Genomic DNA, 16,261 nt, shown 5'->3' with positions numbered 1-16,261 from the left:
AACGCCGCCGCGATCAGGAACAAACTCACAATACCGCTCAACTGAGACATGGCGAAACTCCTCCTGTTTCGCCCCGCGCAGCTGTGAGCATAAACCAGAAAGCCGCATGCCGCCAAGGCCTATGACTGACATGACTTATGATGACAGCAATTTGTGCTTCGTGATTCGATGTGGCGGAAGTGGCGGCACTATTTGCGGACGCCCCGATTGCGTTTTGCGGCACTTTGGCTAAGAGGTGCGCGACGCTTCGTCAGATCAATCGGGGACATCGCAATGACTGCCATAATCGACATTGTCGGGCGCGAAATCCTGGACAGCCGCGGAAACCCGACCGTCGAGGTCGACGTCGTGCTCGAAGACGGCTCGATGGGCCGCGCTGCGGTGCCTTCCGGCGCCTCGACCGGCGCGCATGAGGCGGTCGAACTGCGCGACGGCGGCGCCCGCTACCTCGGCAAGGGCGTCCTGCGGGCGGTAGAGGCCGTCAATGGCGAACTGTTCGAGGCGATCGGCGGCATGGAAGCCGAGAACCAGATCCACATCGACCAGACCATGATCGAACTCGACGGCACACCCAACAAGAGCCGCCTCGGCGCCAATGCCATCCTTGGCGTGTCGCTGGCGGTGGCCAAGGCTGCGGCGGAAGCGGCTGGCCTGCCGCTCTACCGCTATGTCGGCGGCACCAAGGCGCATGTGCTTCCGGTGCCGATGATGAACATCATCAACGGTGGCGCCCATGCCGACAACCCGATCGATTTCCAGGAATTCATGATCCTGCCGATCGGTGCGCCGACACTGCGTGACGGCGTGCGCTGGGGCTCGGAGATTTTCCATACGCTGAGGAAGCGGCTGAAGGACGCCGGCCACAACACCAATGTCGGTGACGAGGGTGGCTTCGCTCCTAACTTGAAAAGCGCGCCGGCCGCGCTCGATTTCATCATGGAATCAATCGGGAAGGCCGGCTTCAAGCCGGGCGAAGAGGTTGCGCTCGGCCTCGACTGCGCCGCGACCGAATTCTTCAAGGACGGCAACTACGTCTATGAAGGCGAGAAAAAGACCCGCGATCCGAAGACCCAGGCCAAGTATCTGGCCAAGCTCGCCGCGGACTATCCGATCATCACCATCGAGGATGGGCTGGCCGAGGACGACTGGGATGGCTGGAAAACGCTGACCGAGCTCATCGGCAACAAGACCCAGCTGGTCGGCGACGATCTGTTCGTCACCAATACGGCCCGGCTGCGCGACGGCATCCGCATGGGCGTCGCCAATTCTATCCTGGTCAAGGTCAACCAGATCGGCTCACTGACCGAAACGCTCGATGCCGTCGAGACCGCGCACAAGGCCGGCTACACCGCGGTCATGTCGCACCGCTCGGGCGAAACCGAAGATTCGACCATAGCCGATCTCGCCGTCGCCACCAATTGCGGGCAGATCAAGACGGGGTCGCTGTCGCGCTCGGATCGCATGGCCAAGTACAACCAGCTCATCCGCATCGAGGAAGAGCTCGGCAAGCAGGCGCTCTACGCCGGCAAGTCGATCGTGAAAGGCTGAGCCGCAGAAAATCCTAAAACCCAGAAAATCCGAAAACGAAAGGGCGGGGCATTCTCGCCTTTTTTGTTTCAACACCGCCAGATCCGGTCGCCCGTAACCGTCCATTAAGCACAATCAGGCGAGAAAGGGCTAGGTCGCAGAGTGGTTAGAGCGCCCTTTGCGCGTCCAGGCGGGCGCGCGGCGCTCTAAGGGATTTGGGTCATGTGGACACGTCAGCACAAGCAGAGAAATACCGGTCGGCTGATCATCCCCTCGCTCTGCGTGGCGTTCCTCGCCTATTTCGGCTTTCACGCCTACCACGGCGAATTCGGCATCTATTCCAAATACCGGTTGGAGGCCGAAGCCGTCGATCTGCAAGGTAAGCTCGATGCCGTCAAGGCGCGCCGGCTCGATCTGCAGCGGCGGGTTCAGCTGATGCATCAGGGCACGCTGGAGAAGGACATGCTCGACGAGCAGGCGCGCAAGGCGCTCAATGTGTCCCACGCCGACGAAATCACCATCATGTTGCCGGCTACGGCAAGATAACAGAATTCAAGTTAATCGCCGATATTTTCAACGATTTTAATCGCTTAGACGCATGTCAGCCATGCATTTTTCAGCATGGCGAAACGCTTTCCCGCGTGTTAGCCTTTGCCAAATCGGTGGGGAGAACTGATCTCCCTCAGTGTCCGCAAGAGACGCCAACAGGGAGTGATGCATGGCCACCGCCGCCAGAAAAGCGCCTGCCAAAACCAAACCCAAATCCGACGGCAAATCGGCAGGGCTTTCAGCCCCCAAACCTCTCGACTTCACCAAGGATGAGGAGCTTGAAGCCTACCGGCGCATGCTGCTGATCCGCCGCTTCGAGGAAAAGGCCGGCCAGCTCTACGGCATGGGCTTCATCGGCGGCTTCTGCCACCTCTATATCGGCCAGGAAGCAGTTGTCACCGGCATGAAGATGGCGCTGATCGACGGCGACCAGATGATCACCGCCTACCGCGACCATGGTCACATGCTGGCGATGGAACTGTCGCCGCGCGGCGTCATGGCCGAATTGACCGGGCGCCGCGGCGGCTTGTCCAGGGGCAAGGGCGGCTCCATGCACATGTTCTCCAAGGAGAAGCATTTTTACGGCGGCCACGGCATTGTCGGCGCGCAGGTTTCGCTCGGCACCGGCCTCGCCTTCGCCAATCGCTATCGTGGTAACAACAATGTGACACTGACCTATTTCGGCGACGGCGCCGCCAATCAGGGCCAGGTCTATGAGAGCTTCAACATGGCCTCGCTGTGGAAGCTGCCGGTGATCTTCATCATCGAGAACAACCGCTATGCCATGGGCACTTCGGTAACGCGTTCGTCGGCCGAGACGGATTTTTCGCACCGCGGCGCCTCCTTCAAGATCCCCGGCATCCAGGTCGATGGCATGGACGTCCGTGCAGTCAAGGCAGCCGGCGATCTCGCCACCGAATGGTGCCGTGACGGCAAGGGGCCGCTGATTCTCGAAATGCAGACCTACCGCTACCGCGGCCACTCGATGTCCGATCCGGCAAAATACCGTTCCAAGGAAGAAGTGCAGAAGATGCGCTCCGAGCGCGACCCGATCGAGCAGGTCAAGGCGCGCCTGCTCGACAGGAAGTGGGCTGATGAGGACGAGCTCAAGGCCGTCGACAAGGAGGTCCGCGACATTGTCGCCGACGCCGCCGAATTTGCCCAGAACGACGCAGAGCCGGATCCGTCCGAGCTCTGGACCGATATCGTACTGTAACGAGAGGGCAAGGCCATGCCGATCGAAATTCTCATGCCTGCTCTCTCGCCGACTATGGAAGAGGGCAATGTTTCCAAATGGTTGAAGAAAGAGGGCGATAAGGTTGTCGCTGGTGATGTCATCGCCGAGATCGAGACCGATAAGGCGACGATGGAAGTCGAAGCGGTCGACGAAGGCACGCTCGGCAAGATCCTGGTTGCCGAGGGCACCGAGGGCGTAAAGGTCAACACGCCGATCGCGGTGCTGCTGCAGGACGGCGAGAGCTCCGCCGATATCGGCAAGGAGGCCAAGGCTGCACCGGCCTCCACCCAGGATGCGATTTCAGACGGCGGGCAGCGCACCGACGCAGCCGAGGAAGGCTCGAAGGCCGCGCCGCAGGATGCCGGCGAGGCGCCGAAGGCGTCCGTACCCGCTGCCCCTGCGATGAAGGCAGCCGCCGATCCCGACATCCCGGCCGGCACGGAAATGGTCTCGACCACGGTACGCGAAGCGCTGCGTGACGCGATGGCCGAGGAAATGCGCCGTGACGGAGACGTCTTCGTGATGGGCGAGGAGGTCGCCGAGTACCAGGGCGCTTACAAGATCACGCAAGGGCTGCTGCAGGAATTCGGGCCGCGTCGCGTCGTCGACACACCGATCACCGAGCACGGTTTTGCCGGCGTCGGCGTTGGCGCGGCGATGGCCGGCCTGAGGCCGATCGTCGAGTTCATGACCTTCAACTTCGCCATGCAGGCGATCGACCATATCATCAACTCCGCCGCCAAGACGCTCTACATGTCCGGCGGCCAGATGGGCGCGCCCATCGTCTTCCGCGGTCCAAACGGCGCGGCCGCCCGCGTCGCCGCCCAGCATTCGCAGTGCTATGCCGCCTGGTACAGCCACATTCCCGGCCTGAAAGTGGTGATGCCCTACACCGCCGCCGACGCCAAGGGATTGCTGAAGGCCGCGATCCGCGACGCCAACCCGGTCATCTTCCTCGAGAACGAAATCCTCTACGGCCAGTCCTTCGATGTGCCGAAGATCGACGATTTCGTGCTGCCGATCGGCAAGGCGCGCATCCACAAGTCGGGCAAGGATGTCACAATCGTCTCCTTCGGCATCGGCATGAGCTACACGGTGAAGGCCGATGCCGAATTGCGCGGCATGGGCATCGATGCCGAGATCATCGACCTCAGGACCATCCGCCCTCTCGATTTCGACACCATCATCGCCTCGGTCAAGAAGACCAATCGTCTCGTGGTGGTGGAGGAAGGATTTCCGCAGAGCTCGGTCGGCGACCATATCGCCAGCCAGGTGTCGCAGCGCGCCTTCGATTTCCTCGACGCGCCCGTCATCACCATTGCCGGCAAGGACGTGCCGATGCCCTACGCGGCAAACCTCGAAAAGCTGGCATTGCCCAATGTCGCGGAAGTCATCGAGGCGGTGAAAGCCGTGACGTACCGGGGTTAACGAGATGTCGCGCGAACTAGAAGTTCCCGCGGTGGTCGTCGAGAACAGCGAATTCGATGAAATACTCCGCGTCTGGATTGGTTCGGACGCGGTCGTCACGATGCAAGACCTCTTTGGACCAAACGCTCACAACTGGGGCGCATGGTGCTCGCTGATGTCGGCATGCACATAGCCAGGATGAGACTGGAACAAGATGGCATCCCTGAAATCGAGACGCTTCAGGCATTGGAAGAAGGCTATCGAGGCAGAATGTCGGAGCAGTTCAATATCCAGCACCGTTCGCTAACCGGGCGGAACTGAGGAGGAAAAATGCCGATCAACATCACCATGCCGGCCCTGTCGCCCACGATGGAAGAGGGCAATCTTGCCAAATGGTTGGTCAAGGAGGGCGACAAGGTTTCGCCGGGCGATGTGATCGCCGAGATCGAGACCGACAAGGCGACGATGGAAGTCGAAGCTGTCGATGAGGGCACGGTGGCCAAGCTGGTGGTTCCAGCCGGCACCGAAGGCGTCAAGGTCAACGCGCTGATCGCCGTGCTCGCGGCCGAAGGTGAAGATGCGGCGGCTGCCGCCAAGAGCGGTGACGGCGCTGCCGCTCCGGCAAAAGCCGAGGCAAAACAGGATAAGGCGCCAATCTCCCCACCCGTGGGGGAGATGTCGACGAAGTCGACAGAGGGGGGCGCTGTCCCGCCAGCGGCAAGGAACGAGGCGCCCCCCTCTGGCCTGCCGGCCATCTCCCCCACAAGGGGGGAGATCAGCCAGTCGGACGGTCGCACCTTCGCCTCGCCGCTGGCCCGTCGCATCGCCCGGGAAGCCGGTGTCGATGTCTCCGCGGTAACCGGCTCCGGCCCGCATGGCCGCGTGGTCAAGGCCGATGTTGATGCAGCAATTTCCAGCGGCGGCGCCAAGGCGGCACCGGCCGCGAAAGCCGCACCCGCCGGCGCTCCGGCTCCGGCCGCAGCCAAGCCAATGTCGGACGACCAGGTGCTGAAACTGTTTGCCGACGGCTCTTACGAGCTTGTCCCGCATGACAACATGCGCAAGACCATTGCGCGCCGGCTGGTCGAGGCCACGACCACCATCCCGCATTTCTACCTGACGCTCGACTGCGAGCTTGATGCGCTCCTGGCCCTGCGCACGCAGCTCAATGCGGCCGCCCCGGTGAAGAAGACCGACAAGGGTGAGGCGCCGGCCTACAAGCTGTCGGTCAACGACATGGTCATCAAAGCCATGGCAATGGCGCTGATGGCGGTGCCGGATGCCAATGCGTCATGGACCGAGAGCGCCATGGTCAAGCACAAGCATGCCGACGTCGGTGTCGCCGTGTCGATCCCCGGCGGGCTGATCACCCCGATCATCCGGCGTGCCGACGAAAAGACGCTGTCGGTCATCTCCAACGAGATGAAGGATCTTGCCAGCCGCGCGCGCAGCCGCAAGCTGAAGCCGGAAGAATACCAGGGTGGCACCACCGCCGTGTCCAATCTCGGCATGTTCGGCATCAAGGACTTTGCCGCCGTCATCAACCCGCCGCATGCGACGATCCTGGCGGTCGGCGCCGGCGAGGAGCGCGCGGTGGTCAAGAACGGTGAGATCAAGATCGCCACCATCATGTCGGTGACATTGTCGACCGATCACCGCGCCGTCGACGGCGCGCTCGGCGCCGAACTGCTCGTCGCCTTCAAGCGCATGATCGAAAACCCGATGGGCATGCTGGTCTAGAAAGGAAGGAGGGGGTGCGGAAAAACTCTTCACCAGCCTTTTTGCCTTCAGCCTTTCCAGCGTCGCAACGATCGTCGTGCATTGGCTGTTCGTGGGCTGGCGGGTGAGGCGCGCGCAGGCGAATTTCGACCGGAGTGGGGCAAACGCATGAAAACAGTCCTTTGCTACGGCGATTCGCTGACCTGGGGCTATGATGCGGCAAGTCTGGATCGCCACCCGCTCAACGACCGCTGGCCGAGTGTGCTGCAGGCGACGTTGGGAGGCGGTATCGAGGTCATCGCCGAAGGCTTGAACGGCCGCACAACGGCTTTCGACGACCATCTGGCCGGCGCCGACCGTAACGGCGCAAGAGTGCTGCCGACGATCCTGATGACGCATGCGCCGATCGACCTGGTCATCATCATGCTCGGCGCCAACGACATGAAGCCGTGGATTCACGGCAATCCGGTCGCCGCCAAGCAAGGCATGCAGCGCCTGATCGACATCGTGCGCGGTCACGACTACCCGTTCGATTGGCCGTCGCCGCAAATCCTGATCGTCGCGCCGCCCGCCGTCAGCCGCACGGAAAACGCCGCATTCAAAGAAATGTTCGCCGGCGGCGATGAAGCGTCGAAGCGGCTGGCGCCACAATTTTCCGTCCTTGCCGACGAGGTCGGCTGCGGCTTCTTCGATGCCGGCTCGGTGGCCGAGACCACGCCACTCGACGGCGTCCATCTCGACGCAGAGAACACGCGCAAAATCGGGCAGGCATTGGCGCCAATCGTGCGCGTCATGCTGGAACTCTAGAGAATCATGGGAGAAATCCGTGGCTGAGAACTACGACGTCATCATCATCGGCTCCGGCCCCGGCGGCTATGTCACGGCGGTGCGTTCCGCCCAACTCGGGTTCAAGACAGCGATCGTCGAGCGCGAGCATCTCGGCGGCATCTGCCTCAACTGGGGTTGCATCCCGACCAAGGCGCTGCTGCGTTCGGCCGAGATCATGCACTATTCGGATCATTTGAAGGACTACGGCTTGAAGATCGACGGCAAGGTCAGCGTCGATACCGCTGCCGTGGTCGACCGCTCGCGAAAGGTCTCGCTGCGGCTGAACGGCGGCGTCGCCTTCCTGATGAAGAAGAACAAGGTCGATGTCATCTGGGGCGAAGCCAGGCTGTCCAAAGCGGCTTCCGGCGACAGACCGGGCGAGATCGTCGTGTCGAAATCGTCGAAGAAGCCGATGGAGCCTCAGCCGCCGGCGCCCAAGGGCGTCAAGGGCGAGGGCACCTACACCGCCAAGCACATCATCCTGGCGACCGGCGCCAGGCCGCGGGCGCTGCCCGGCATCGAGCCCGACGGCAAGCTGATCTGGACCTATTTCGAAGCGATGGTGCCGAAGGAGATGCCGAAATCGCTGCTGGTGATGGGTTCGGGCGCAATCGGCATCGAATTCGCCTCATTCTACCGCACCATGGGCGCGGGGGTGACGGTGGTTGAGTTGCTGCCGGCGGTGATGCCGGTCGAGGACGCAGAGGTCTCGAAATTCGCGCAAAAGCAGTTCGAGAAGCAAGGCATGAAGATCATCCTCGATGCGAAGGTCACCAAGGTCGAAAAAGCTGCGAACTCGGTAACCGCGCATGTCGAGATGAAGGACGGCAAGGTCGAGAAGATCACCGCCGACCGGATGATCTCGGCCGTCGGCGTGCAGGGCAATATCGAGAATCTCGGCCTCGAGGCGCTCGGCGTGAAGACCGAGCGCGGCTGCGTCGTCGTCGACGGCTACGGCAGCACCAATGTGCCCGGCATCTATGCCATCGGCGACGTTGCCGGCCCGCCTATGCTCGCCCACAAGGCCGAGCATGAAGGCGTGGTCTGCGTGGAGAAGATCGCCAACGTCCCCGGCGTGCACGCCACTGACAAACTGAAAATTCCGGGCTGCACCTATTGCAACCCGCAGGTTGCTTCCGTCGGGTTGACCGAAGCGAAAGCCAAGGCCGAAGGCAAGGACATCCGCGTCGGCCGCTTCCAGTTCGCCGCCAACGGCAAGGCCATCGCGCTCGGCGAGGACCAGGGTTTCGTAAAAACCATCTTCGACAGGAAGACCGGGCAGTTGCTCGGCGCGCATATGGTCGGTGCCGAAGTGACCGAGCTGATCCAGGGCTTTGTCGTGGCGATGAACCTGGAGACCACCGAGGAAGAACTGATGCACACGATCTTCCCGCACCCGACGCTGTCGGAGATGATGAAGGAAAGCGTGCTCGACGCCTATGGCCGCGCGCTCAACGCGTGATAAATTGACCGCGTGAGACTCAAAAGGTGAGAGCCAAGGAACTCAACCGTAAGGTAATTCGTTTCCGGATGCATTTATCACCAGAGGAGAGGGCATATGGACGTGAATGGCGTGGGCTGGATCGCAGCCATCATCATCGGCGGGCTGGCGGGCTGGCTTGCCGAGATGTTCATGAAAAGCAACATGGGCATCTTGATGAACATCGTTCTGGGCATCGTCGGCGCGATCGTGCTGAATGCCATCCTGCAGGCGCTCAACATCGGCGCCTTCGGCACCGGCTGGATCGCCTATCTGATCACCGGTTTCGTTGGCGCCTGCCTGCTGATCTTGGCAGGGCGCATGGTCCGTCGTTAGTTGCTGAACTCTTGCCATGCGAAAACGGCTGTGGCGGCATGCGTCGCCGCGGCCTTTTTCTTTGCAGCGAAAAGTCCTAGATGGAAAGCGAACGCCGGAAGCGATCGCGAATGAACTGGATTTCTGATGGTCACCGTCCTCGACACGATCGCCAATGCGCCGCGCCTGCGGCATCCTGAAAAGGCGCACAAGCCTGACCAGGATGTGCTGCGCAAGCCCGACTGGATCCGCGTCAAGGCGCCGATGTCGAAAGGCTATGCCGAGACGCGCGACATCGTGAAGTCGCACAGGCTGGTGACGGTGTGCGAAGAGGCCGGGTGCCCCAATATCGGTGAGTGCTGGGAGAAGAAGCACGCCACCTTCATGATCATGGGCGAGATCTGCACGCGCGCCTGCGCCTTCTGCAACGTCGCCACCGGCATTCCGACCGCGCTCGATCCCGATGAACCGGCGCGCATCGCCCACGCCGTCAAGCAAATGGGTCTAACCCATGTCGTCATCACCTCAGTCGACCGCGACGATCTGGCCGATGGCGGAGCTCAGCACTTTGCCGAGGTCATCCGCGCCATCAGGGCGGCAACGCCTTCGACGACGATCGAAATCCTGACGCCCGACTTCCTGCGCAAGGACGGCGCGCTGGAGATCGTGGTGGCGGCCAAGCCTGATGTGTTCAACCACAATCTGGAGACCGTTCCGTCGAACTATCTGACGGTCCGGCCGGGCGCCCGCTATTTCCATTCGATCAGGCTGCTGCAGCGGGTCAAGGAACTCGATCCCTCGATCTTCACCAAATCCGGCATCATGGTTGGCCTTGGCGAGGAGCGGAACGAGATCCTGCAATTAATGGACGATCTGCGTTCGGCCAATGTCGACTTCATGACAATCGGTCAGTATCTGCAGCCATCGAAAAAGCACCATCCGGTGATCCGTTTCGTCACGCCGGAGGAATTCAAGTCCTTCGAGACAATCGGCAAGACCAAGGGCTTCCTGCTGGTGGCATCGAGCCCGCTGACGCGTTCGTCGCATCACGCCGGCGACGATTTCGCCAAGCTGCGCGCGGCACGGGAAGCGTTTCTCAAGAAGTCCGCCTAACACACTGGTTTCATGCCACAATTCGAAGCCCATCGCCGCGTTGCGCATACGCCGGAACAGATGTTCGCTCTGGTCGCCGATGTCGAATCCTATCCGCAATTCCTGCCGCTTTGCGAGGCGCTGACGGTTCGCTCGCGCAAGGAACGCGACAGACGCACCCTCCTCGTCGCCGACATGAGCATTGGCTACAAGGCGATCCGCGAGACTTTCACCACGCAGGTGCTGCTAAAGCCTGACGAGAAGGCCATCGACGTCAAATATATCGACGGTCCGTTCAAATATCTGAGCAATGCCTGGCGTTTCGAGCCGGCCGACGGCGGCTGCAATGTCTGCTTCTTCATCGACTACGAATTCAAGAGTCGTATTCTGGGTGCGGTGATGGGAGCGATGTTCGATCGCGCCTTCCGCATGTTTTCCGAGGCGTTCGAGAAGCGCGCCGACGTCATCTATGGCGCAGCGCCGGCAGCCTGATCCGCAGCGAGCGCGCGCAAGCCCAGTTCAAGCGCGTGTCTGACGGTCTCCCGGCGGATGAACTTGCGGCCTTTGTCGGCAAACAACTGGCATTCGCTGACGACCGGCCGGCCGGTCAAGGCGATACCGAACCAGACCAAGCCGATGGGCTTTTCCGTCGAGCCGCCGCCCGGACCGGCAATGCCGGTGACGGCAAGAGTTAGCCCGGCGCGCGAATGGTCCAAGGCGCCGGCCGCCATCTCGACCGCCGTTTCCCGTGAGACCGCGCCGTGCGCCTCGAGCGTGGCGGCGGAAACGCCGAGCATCTCAGTCTTGGCCTCGTTGGAATAGGTGATGAAACCCCGGTCGACCACTGTCGAAGAGCCGGCGATGTCGGTCAAGGCGGCGATGATCATGCCGCCGGTGCAGCTCTCGGCCGTCGCCAGCATGATGCCGCGCTGTTGGCAGGCTTGAAGCAGGGCATCTGCGAGATCGCTGTTGCTCATTCGGGGACATCACCCGGAAACACGACGCTGGCGGTGGCGATGGCGGCTATGCCTTCCTCGCGTCCGACAAAGCCGAGCTTTTCGTTGGTTGTCGCCTTGATCGAGATGCGGTCCCGGGAAATCGCCAGCATTGCCGAAAGGATTTCGGTCATCGCTTCGCGATGCGGGCCGACGCGCGGCGCCTCGCAGATCAGCGTGATGTCGGCATTGGCGATGCGCCCGCCGCGCGCGCGTACCAGTTCTGCCGCATGTTCGACGAAGATCCGCGAGGCCACGCCTTTCCACTGCGGGTCCGACGGCGGGAAATGCGTGCCGATGTCGCCCGCACCGCAAGTGGCGAGCAGCGCGTCGGTCAAGGCGTGCAGGCCGACATCGGCGTCCGAATGGCCGGACAGTTTCTTGTCGTGCGGGATCGAGACGCCGCACAGGACGACATGGTCGCCGGGCTCGAAGGCATGGACGTCGTAGCCATTGCCGGTGCGGATGTCCGGAAAACGCGGCCGTTCGCCGGAAAGCCGCTGATCCGCCATCGAGATATCCCTTGCCCAGGTGAGTTTGACATTGTCCGGCGAGCCCGGGACGATTTTCACTGGAATATGTGCCCATTCGGCAATCGCGGCATCGTCGGTGAAGTCCGCCTTGCCCAGATGATGGGCCTTTTCATGGGCGGCCAGGATCGGCCAGAACGGGAAGCCCTGCGGCGTCTGGGCGGCATGAAGCCCGTTCCTGGAAACCGTCTCGCCGATCATGCCCGCGGCCGACTCGCGTTTCAGCGTATCGGCGACGGGCAGGGCAGGCAGCGCTGCCTGGCGCTCGCCGATGGCGGCGATCGTGCGGTCTATCAATTCCGCGTCGACGAACGGGCGGACGGCGTCATGGACCAGAACCCGGCTCGGTGCATGGCCTCTCAGCGCAAGCAATCCGAGCCGGACGGAGTCCTGTCTGGACGCGCCACCGGTCACCGTGACCACCCGGTCGGCGTTGGCGCCAGCGGCGCTGCGAAAAAGCCCGCTGTCGTCGGCATGAATGGCGACGACGACAGGACCGATTTTCGTATGCGCCAAAAACACGTCCAATGTGCGCGCGATGACGGCACGGCCGCCGATCCTTTGGTATTGCTTCGGCCCGTCGGCCTGACCGGCGCGCGCGCCGCGGCCGGCGGCGACGATAACGACGGCAACCTTGTCGTCCGCAGCCAAAGCCTGCTTTGCGCTTGCGTCTGTCATGCCGAGACGCTTAGCGCATCATCCCAAAAAGTGGAATCGCTTTTCGGAAGAGATCATGCGCAGATGCAAAGTGCCAATAGCGTCCCCAACTCCGCACAGCATCACTTTGGCTAGTGCCAGCATTTTCCCAAATGCGCCTTAATGCGACGTCATTGCGCGTTGCACATTGCCGCCATTCTGGCTAGTGAATGTGCAGCTATTAAAAATGCTTGGTTTTTGTGCATGCTTGACCTGACCAAATTGGCATCTCCGCTGGACGTGGGTCGTGTGAGAATCCGCAATCGCGCTTTTCTCGCGCCCATGTCGGGCATAACGGATGAGCCGTTCCGGCAGCGTGCCTATGCGCATGGCGCCGGGTTGGTGGTGTCGGAGATGGTGGCGAGCGGCGAACTTGCCAGGGGCAGATCCGGTTGCGGCCTGCGCATCCGCCATTCCGGGCTGCCGGTGCACATGGTCCAGCTTGCCGGCCGTGAGGCGGTGCATATGGCAGAGGGCGCCCGTATAGCCGCGGGCGAGGGCGCCGACATCATCGACATCAACATGGGCTGCCCGGCCAAGAAGGTGACGGGCGGCTATGCCGGTTCGGCGCTGATGCGCGATCTCGATCACGCCTTGTCGCTGATCGAGGCGGTGGTCGGCGCCGTCGAGGTGCCGGTCACGGTCAAGATGCGGCTCGGCTGGGACGAAAGCGCGCTCAATGCGCCTGTTCTGGCGCGCCGCGCCGAACAGGCGGGGGTTCAGATGGTGACGGTGCATGGCCGCACGCGCTGCCAGTTCTACCAGGGCAAGGCCGACTGGCGCGCCATCGCACGCATAAAGCAGGCTGTTTCGATCCCGGTCGTTGCCAATGGCGATGTCGGCTCGTCGGCGGAGGCAGCAATGATCCTCGACCAGTCGGGCGCCGACGCGGTGATGATCGGCCGCGCCCATTACGGCGCGCCCTGGACGGCAGGCAGCATCGCGGCAGCCGCGGCAAAAGAGATGACGCCCGGTGTGCCGGAAAGCCCGCAAGCGCTGGCCGACTACGTCGTTGCCCACTACCAGGACATGCTGTCGCTCTACGGCATCGAAAGCGGCGTGCGCCAGGCGCGCAAGCATCTTGGCTGGTATCTCGACCGCCACGCCGCTGGCGTCGTCGATGAGAAGCGAAAAGCCATCCTTACCTGCTTCGAGCCCGTCCGCGTCATTGCCGCGTTGCGCGAGGTGTTTTCAAGCGCTGCCGAACCGATGAACCTGCGGAGCGCAGCATGAATGCCACCGTTGCACAGAACATGGACATGGCGGACGCCGCACACATCGTGCTCAACACCATCCGCCGCCCGGTGATCATGCTCGATGCGGAAGGGTTCATCACCTTCGCCAATGCCGATGCCGAGGATTTCTTCCGCTCGAGCGCGACCATGCTCGCCCGCAACACATTACCCAAGCTCATTCCCTTCGGCAGCCCGTTGCTGACGCTTGTCGACCAGGTGCGCGAGCGCCGGGCACCCGTCAACGAATACCGGGTCGACGTGTCGTCGCCGCGCCTCGGCATCGAGAAGGTCGTCGACCTCTATGTCGCGCCGGTGTCGGAATTCCCGGGCTCCGTCGTGGTGATGTTCCAGGAACGGTCGATGGCCGACAAGATCGATCGTCAGATGACGCACCGCGGTGCGGCACGCTCGGTGACCGGCCTTGCCGCGATGCTTGCCCACGAGATCAAGAACCCGCTATCCGGCATCCGGGGTGCTGCCCAACTGCTCGAACTGTCGGCTTCCGACGAGGATCGCGCGCTGACCCGGCTGATCACCGACGAGACCGACCGCATCGTCTCGCTGGTCGATCGCATGGAGGTGTTTTCCGACGAGCGGCCGGTCGATCGCTATCCGGTCAACATCCATGTCGTGCTCGACCATGTGAAGGCGATTGCCAAGAACGGTTTTGCCAAGCGGATCAAGATATTGGAGGATTATGATCCATCATTGCCTCCGGTTTTCGCCAACCGCGACCAGCTCATCCAGGTGTTCCTCAACCTGGTCAAGAATGCGGCCGAGGCCATCGGCGGCGATCCGCAAGGCGAGATCACCCTGTCGACCGCGTTCCGGCCGGGCATCCGTGTTTCCGTTCCGGGATCTCAGGGCCGCGTGTCGCTGCCGCTGGAATTCTGCGTGCGCGACAACGGTTCTGGCGTCTCCGAAGATATCCTGCCGATCCTGTTTGATCCCTTCATCACCACCAAGCCGAACGGGTCGGGGCTTGGTCTGGCGCTGGTCGCGAAAATCGTCGGCGAGCATGGCGGCATCATCGAATGCGATTCGACGCCGCGCGCAACCACCTTCCGCATCCTGATGCCAGCCTGGAAAGAAACGCCGTTCGGCACAGACGACGATGGCGAAGGAGACCGCAAATGACGGTTCGCGGCAATATTCTCGTCGCCGACGACGATGCGGCCATCCGCACCGTCCTCAATCAGGCGCTTTCGCGCGTCGGCCATGAGGTGCGCGTGACGTCCAACGCCTCGACGCTGTGGCGCTGGGTGGCGGCGGGCGAGGGCGATCTCGTCATCACCGACGTGGTTATGCCCGACGAAAACGCCTTCGACATGCTGCCGCGCATCAAGAAGGCGCGACCGGAACTGCCCGTCATCGTCATGAGCGCCCAGAACACGTTCATGACCGCGATTCGCGCCTCCGAAACCGGCGCCTACGAATATCTGCCGAAACCGTTCGACCTGACCGAGCTTCTCAACATCGTCAACCGGGCGCTTTCCGAGCCCCGACGGCCGAAAATCGATGCGCGGGCGGACGAGCCGCCGGAAACGATGCCGCTGGTTGGCCGCTCGGCCGCCATGCAGGATATCTACCGCATGCTGGCGCGCATGATGCAAACCGACCTGACGGTGATGATTTCAGGCGAATCGGGCACCGGCAAGGAACTGGTCGCGCGCGCGCTGCACGAGTATGGCCGCCGCCGCGGCGGCCCCTTCGTTGCGATCAACATGGCTGCTATCCCGCGCGACCTGATCGAATCGGAACTGTTCGGGCACGAGAAAGGCGCCTTCACCGGCGCGCAGAACCGCTCAACCGGCCGTTTCGAGCAGGCCGAAGGCGGCACGCTCTTCCTTGACGAGATCGGCGACATGCCGATGGAGGCGCAGACCCGCCTGCTGCGTGTCCTGCAGCAGGGCGAATACACCACCGTCGGCGGCCGCACGCCGATCAAGACCGACGTGCGCATCGTCGCCGCCACCAACAAGGATCTGCGCACGCTGATCAATCAAGGGCTTTTTCGCGAGGATCTGTTCTATCGCCTGAATGTCGTGCCGCTGAGGCTGCCGGCACTGCGCGAGCGGTCCGAAGACGTTCCGGATCTCGTCCGGCACTTCTTCAAGCTAGGCGCCAGCGAAGGCCTGCAGACCAAGCGTATTTCCACGGGCGGCATCGAGTTGATGAAGCGCTATCCGTGGCCAGGCAACGTGCGCGAGCTCGAAAATCTTGTCCGCAGACTTGCCGCGCTCTATTCGCAGGACGAGATTTCCGCCGAAGTCATCGAGGCGGAACTGAAGACCGGCGAGAGGCCGGTCGTTCCCGGCGGCGGCAAACTCATACCCGACGATCTGTCCATCGGCCAGGCGGTGGAACATTTCCTGCAGCGCTATTTTGCTTCGTTCGCCGGCGATCTGCCGCCCGCCGGCCTCTATCAGCGCATCCTTTCCGAGGTCGAGTATCCGCTGGTGCTTGCCTCGATGACGGCAACCCGCGGCAACCAGATCAAGGCTGCGGAGCTCCTCGGGCTCAACCGCAACACCCTGCGCAAGAAGATTCGCGAACTCGGCGTCAACGTCTACAAATCGACCAGACAAGCTTAGAGCGCCGTTTTCTTTCAACAAATCGATCCCGATTTTCGGGCCGGTGTGACAGAGCGA

At 62.3% G+C, this 16,261-nt stretch carries 15 protein-coding genes; 13 read left to right on the top strand and 2 right to left on the bottom strand.

Features of this window, described 5'->3' with window-relative positions; all coding sequences use genetic code 11:
- The first annotated feature begins 273 nt into the window (after positions 1-273).
- The 10 genes from eno (at position 274) to AC0L15_RS19010 (ending at position 10,646) form a co-directional block, all read left to right on the top strand.
- Positions 274-1,548, top strand: coding sequence for a phosphopyruvate hydratase (gene eno, locus AC0L15_RS19055; protein WP_287247998.1), 1,275 nt, complete (start codon positions 274-276; stop codon positions 1,546-1,548).
- 201 nt (positions 1,549-1,749) lie between these two features.
- A complete protein-coding gene (locus tag AC0L15_RS19050) occupies positions 1,750-2,073 on the top strand; it encodes an FtsB family cell division protein (RefSeq protein ID WP_128187469.1) in 324 nt (107 codons plus the stop codon).
- A gap of 172 nt (positions 2,074-2,245) precedes the next feature.
- Positions 2,246-3,292, top strand: a complete 1,047-nt coding sequence (gene pdhA / locus AC0L15_RS19045) for a pyruvate dehydrogenase (acetyl-transferring) E1 component subunit alpha (protein WP_473496762.1) — start codon at positions 2,246-2,248, stop codon at positions 3,290-3,292.
- A 15-nt stretch (positions 3,293-3,307) separates the two neighbouring features.
- On the top strand, positions 3,308-4,741 hold the full coding sequence (locus AC0L15_RS19040; protein WP_287247994.1) for a pyruvate dehydrogenase complex E1 component subunit beta: 1,434 nt from the start codon (positions 3,308-3,310) through the stop codon (positions 4,739-4,741).
- Between the two features lie 309 nt (positions 4,742-5,050).
- Positions 5,051-6,460: a pyruvate dehydrogenase complex dihydrolipoamide acetyltransferase gene (locus tag AC0L15_RS19035; RefSeq protein ID WP_287247993.1), complete on the top strand. Its 1,410-nt coding sequence runs from the start codon at positions 5,051-5,053 to the stop codon at positions 6,458-6,460.
- Between the two features lie 147 nt (positions 6,461-6,607).
- Positions 6,608-7,246 carry an SGNH/GDSL hydrolase family protein gene (locus AC0L15_RS19030; protein ID WP_287247991.1) on the top strand — a complete coding sequence of 213 codons (639 nt, stop codon included), beginning with the start codon at positions 6,608-6,610 and terminating at the stop codon, positions 7,244-7,246.
- A 19-nt stretch (positions 7,247-7,265) separates the two neighbouring features.
- Positions 7,266-8,729, top strand: a complete 1,464-nt coding sequence (lpdA, locus tag AC0L15_RS19025; RefSeq protein ID WP_287247990.1) for a dihydrolipoyl dehydrogenase — start codon at positions 7,266-7,268, stop codon at positions 8,727-8,729.
- A gap of 96 nt (positions 8,730-8,825) precedes the next feature.
- Positions 8,826-9,083: a GlsB/YeaQ/YmgE family stress response membrane protein gene (locus AC0L15_RS19020; protein WP_023799232.1), complete on the top strand. Its 258-nt coding sequence runs from the start codon at positions 8,826-8,828 to the stop codon at positions 9,081-9,083.
- 126 nt (positions 9,084-9,209) lie between these two features.
- A complete protein-coding gene (lipA, locus tag AC0L15_RS19015; protein ID WP_027153994.1) occupies positions 9,210-10,175 on the top strand; it encodes a lipoyl synthase in 966 nt (321 codons plus the stop codon).
- Positions 10,176-10,187: 12 nt separating this feature from the next.
- The gene (locus tag AC0L15_RS19010; RefSeq protein ID WP_473496759.1) at positions 10,188-10,646 is read left to right on the top strand and encodes a type II toxin-antitoxin system RatA family toxin; all 459 of its coding nucleotides are present in this window, start codon (positions 10,188-10,190) and stop codon (positions 10,644-10,646) included.
- Here AC0L15_RS19010 and AC0L15_RS19005 read toward each other — a convergent pair.
- Both AC0L15_RS19005 and AC0L15_RS19000 read right to left on the bottom strand, forming a co-directional pair.
- Positions 10,622-11,131: a CinA family protein gene (locus AC0L15_RS19005; protein WP_287247987.1), complete on the bottom strand. Its 510-nt coding sequence runs from the start codon at positions 11,129-11,131 to the stop codon at positions 10,622-10,624. The two genes, AC0L15_RS19010 and AC0L15_RS19005, sit on opposite strands and share 25 nt — an antisense overlap.
- Complete coding sequence (locus AC0L15_RS19000) at positions 11,128-12,357, bottom strand: bifunctional 2-C-methyl-D-erythritol 4-phosphate cytidylyltransferase/2-C-methyl-D-erythritol 2,4-cyclodiphosphate synthase (protein ID WP_473496758.1); 1,230 nt, start codon at positions 12,355-12,357, stop codon at positions 11,128-11,130. The genes AC0L15_RS19005 and AC0L15_RS19000 overlap by 4 nt, the downstream gene beginning before the upstream one ends.
- Positions 12,358-12,579: 222 nt before the next feature.
- Here AC0L15_RS19000 and dusB point away from each other — a divergent pair, with 222 nt between their 5' ends.
- The 3 genes from dusB to ntrC are packed head-to-tail and all read left to right on the top strand — an operon-like array spanning position 12,580 to position 16,204.
- Entirely contained in the window at positions 12,580-13,608 is a 1,029-nt protein-coding gene (gene dusB / locus AC0L15_RS18995) for a tRNA dihydrouridine synthase DusB (RefSeq protein ID WP_287247984.1), read from the top strand.
- On the top strand, positions 13,605-14,747 hold the full coding sequence (locus AC0L15_RS18990) for a two-component system sensor histidine kinase NtrB (RefSeq protein WP_023799225.1): 1,143 nt from the start codon (positions 13,605-13,607) through the stop codon (positions 14,745-14,747). Before dusB ends, AC0L15_RS18990 begins: the two co-directional genes overlap by 4 nt.
- Entirely contained in the window at positions 14,744-16,204 is a 1,461-nt protein-coding gene (gene ntrC, locus AC0L15_RS18985) for a nitrogen regulation protein NR(I) (RefSeq protein ID WP_287247982.1), read from the top strand. Before AC0L15_RS18990 ends, ntrC begins: the two co-directional genes overlap by 4 nt.
- Positions 16,205-16,261 lie beyond the last annotated feature (57 nt).

The sequence above is a fragment of the Mesorhizobium sp. WSM4846 genome (genome assembly GCF_055811415.1).
The sequence above is the reverse complement of the archived record's forward strand: the minus strand, read 5'-3'. Positions and strand labels throughout refer to the sequence as shown.

Coding starts and splice junctions, on each gene's coding strand:
- AC0L15_RS19040 (WP_287247994.1), top strand. CDS start 3,308: ATGCCGATCGAAATTCTCATGCCTGCTCTCTCGCCGACTATGGAAGAG.
- AC0L15_RS19050 (WP_128187469.1), top strand. CDS start 1,750: ATGTGGACACGTCAGCACAAGCAGAGAAATACCGGTCGGCTGATCATC.
- lipA (WP_027153994.1), top strand. CDS start 9,210: ATGGTCACCGTCCTCGACACGATCGCCAATGCGCCGCGCCTGCGGCAT.
- dusB (WP_287247984.1), top strand. CDS start 12,580: ATGCTTGACCTGACCAAATTGGCATCTCCGCTGGACGTGGGTCGTGTG.
- AC0L15_RS19010 (WP_473496759.1), top strand. CDS start 10,188: ATGCCACAATTCGAAGCCCATCGCCGCGTTGCGCATACGCCGGAACAG.
- AC0L15_RS19000 (WP_473496758.1), bottom strand. CDS start 12,357: ATGACAGACGCAAGCGCAAAGCAGGCTTTGGCTGCGGACGACAAGGTT.
- AC0L15_RS19035 (WP_287247993.1), top strand. CDS start 5,051: ATGCCGATCAACATCACCATGCCGGCCCTGTCGCCCACGATGGAAGAG.
- eno (WP_287247998.1), top strand. CDS start 274: ATGACTGCCATAATCGACATTGTCGGGCGCGAAATCCTGGACAGCCGC.
- AC0L15_RS18990 (WP_023799225.1), top strand. CDS start 13,605: ATGAATGCCACCGTTGCACAGAACATGGACATGGCGGACGCCGCACAC.
- pdhA (WP_473496762.1), top strand. CDS start 2,246: ATGGCCACCGCCGCCAGAAAAGCGCCTGCCAAAACCAAACCCAAATCC.
- AC0L15_RS19005 (WP_287247987.1), bottom strand. CDS start 11,131: ATGAGCAACAGCGATCTCGCAGATGCCCTGCTTCAAGCCTGCCAACAG.
- AC0L15_RS19030 (WP_287247991.1), top strand. CDS start 6,608: ATGAAAACAGTCCTTTGCTACGGCGATTCGCTGACCTGGGGCTATGAT.
- AC0L15_RS19020 (WP_023799232.1), top strand. CDS start 8,826: ATGGACGTGAATGGCGTGGGCTGGATCGCAGCCATCATCATCGGCGGG.
- ntrC (WP_287247982.1), top strand. CDS start 14,744: ATGACGGTTCGCGGCAATATTCTCGTCGCCGACGACGATGCGGCCATC.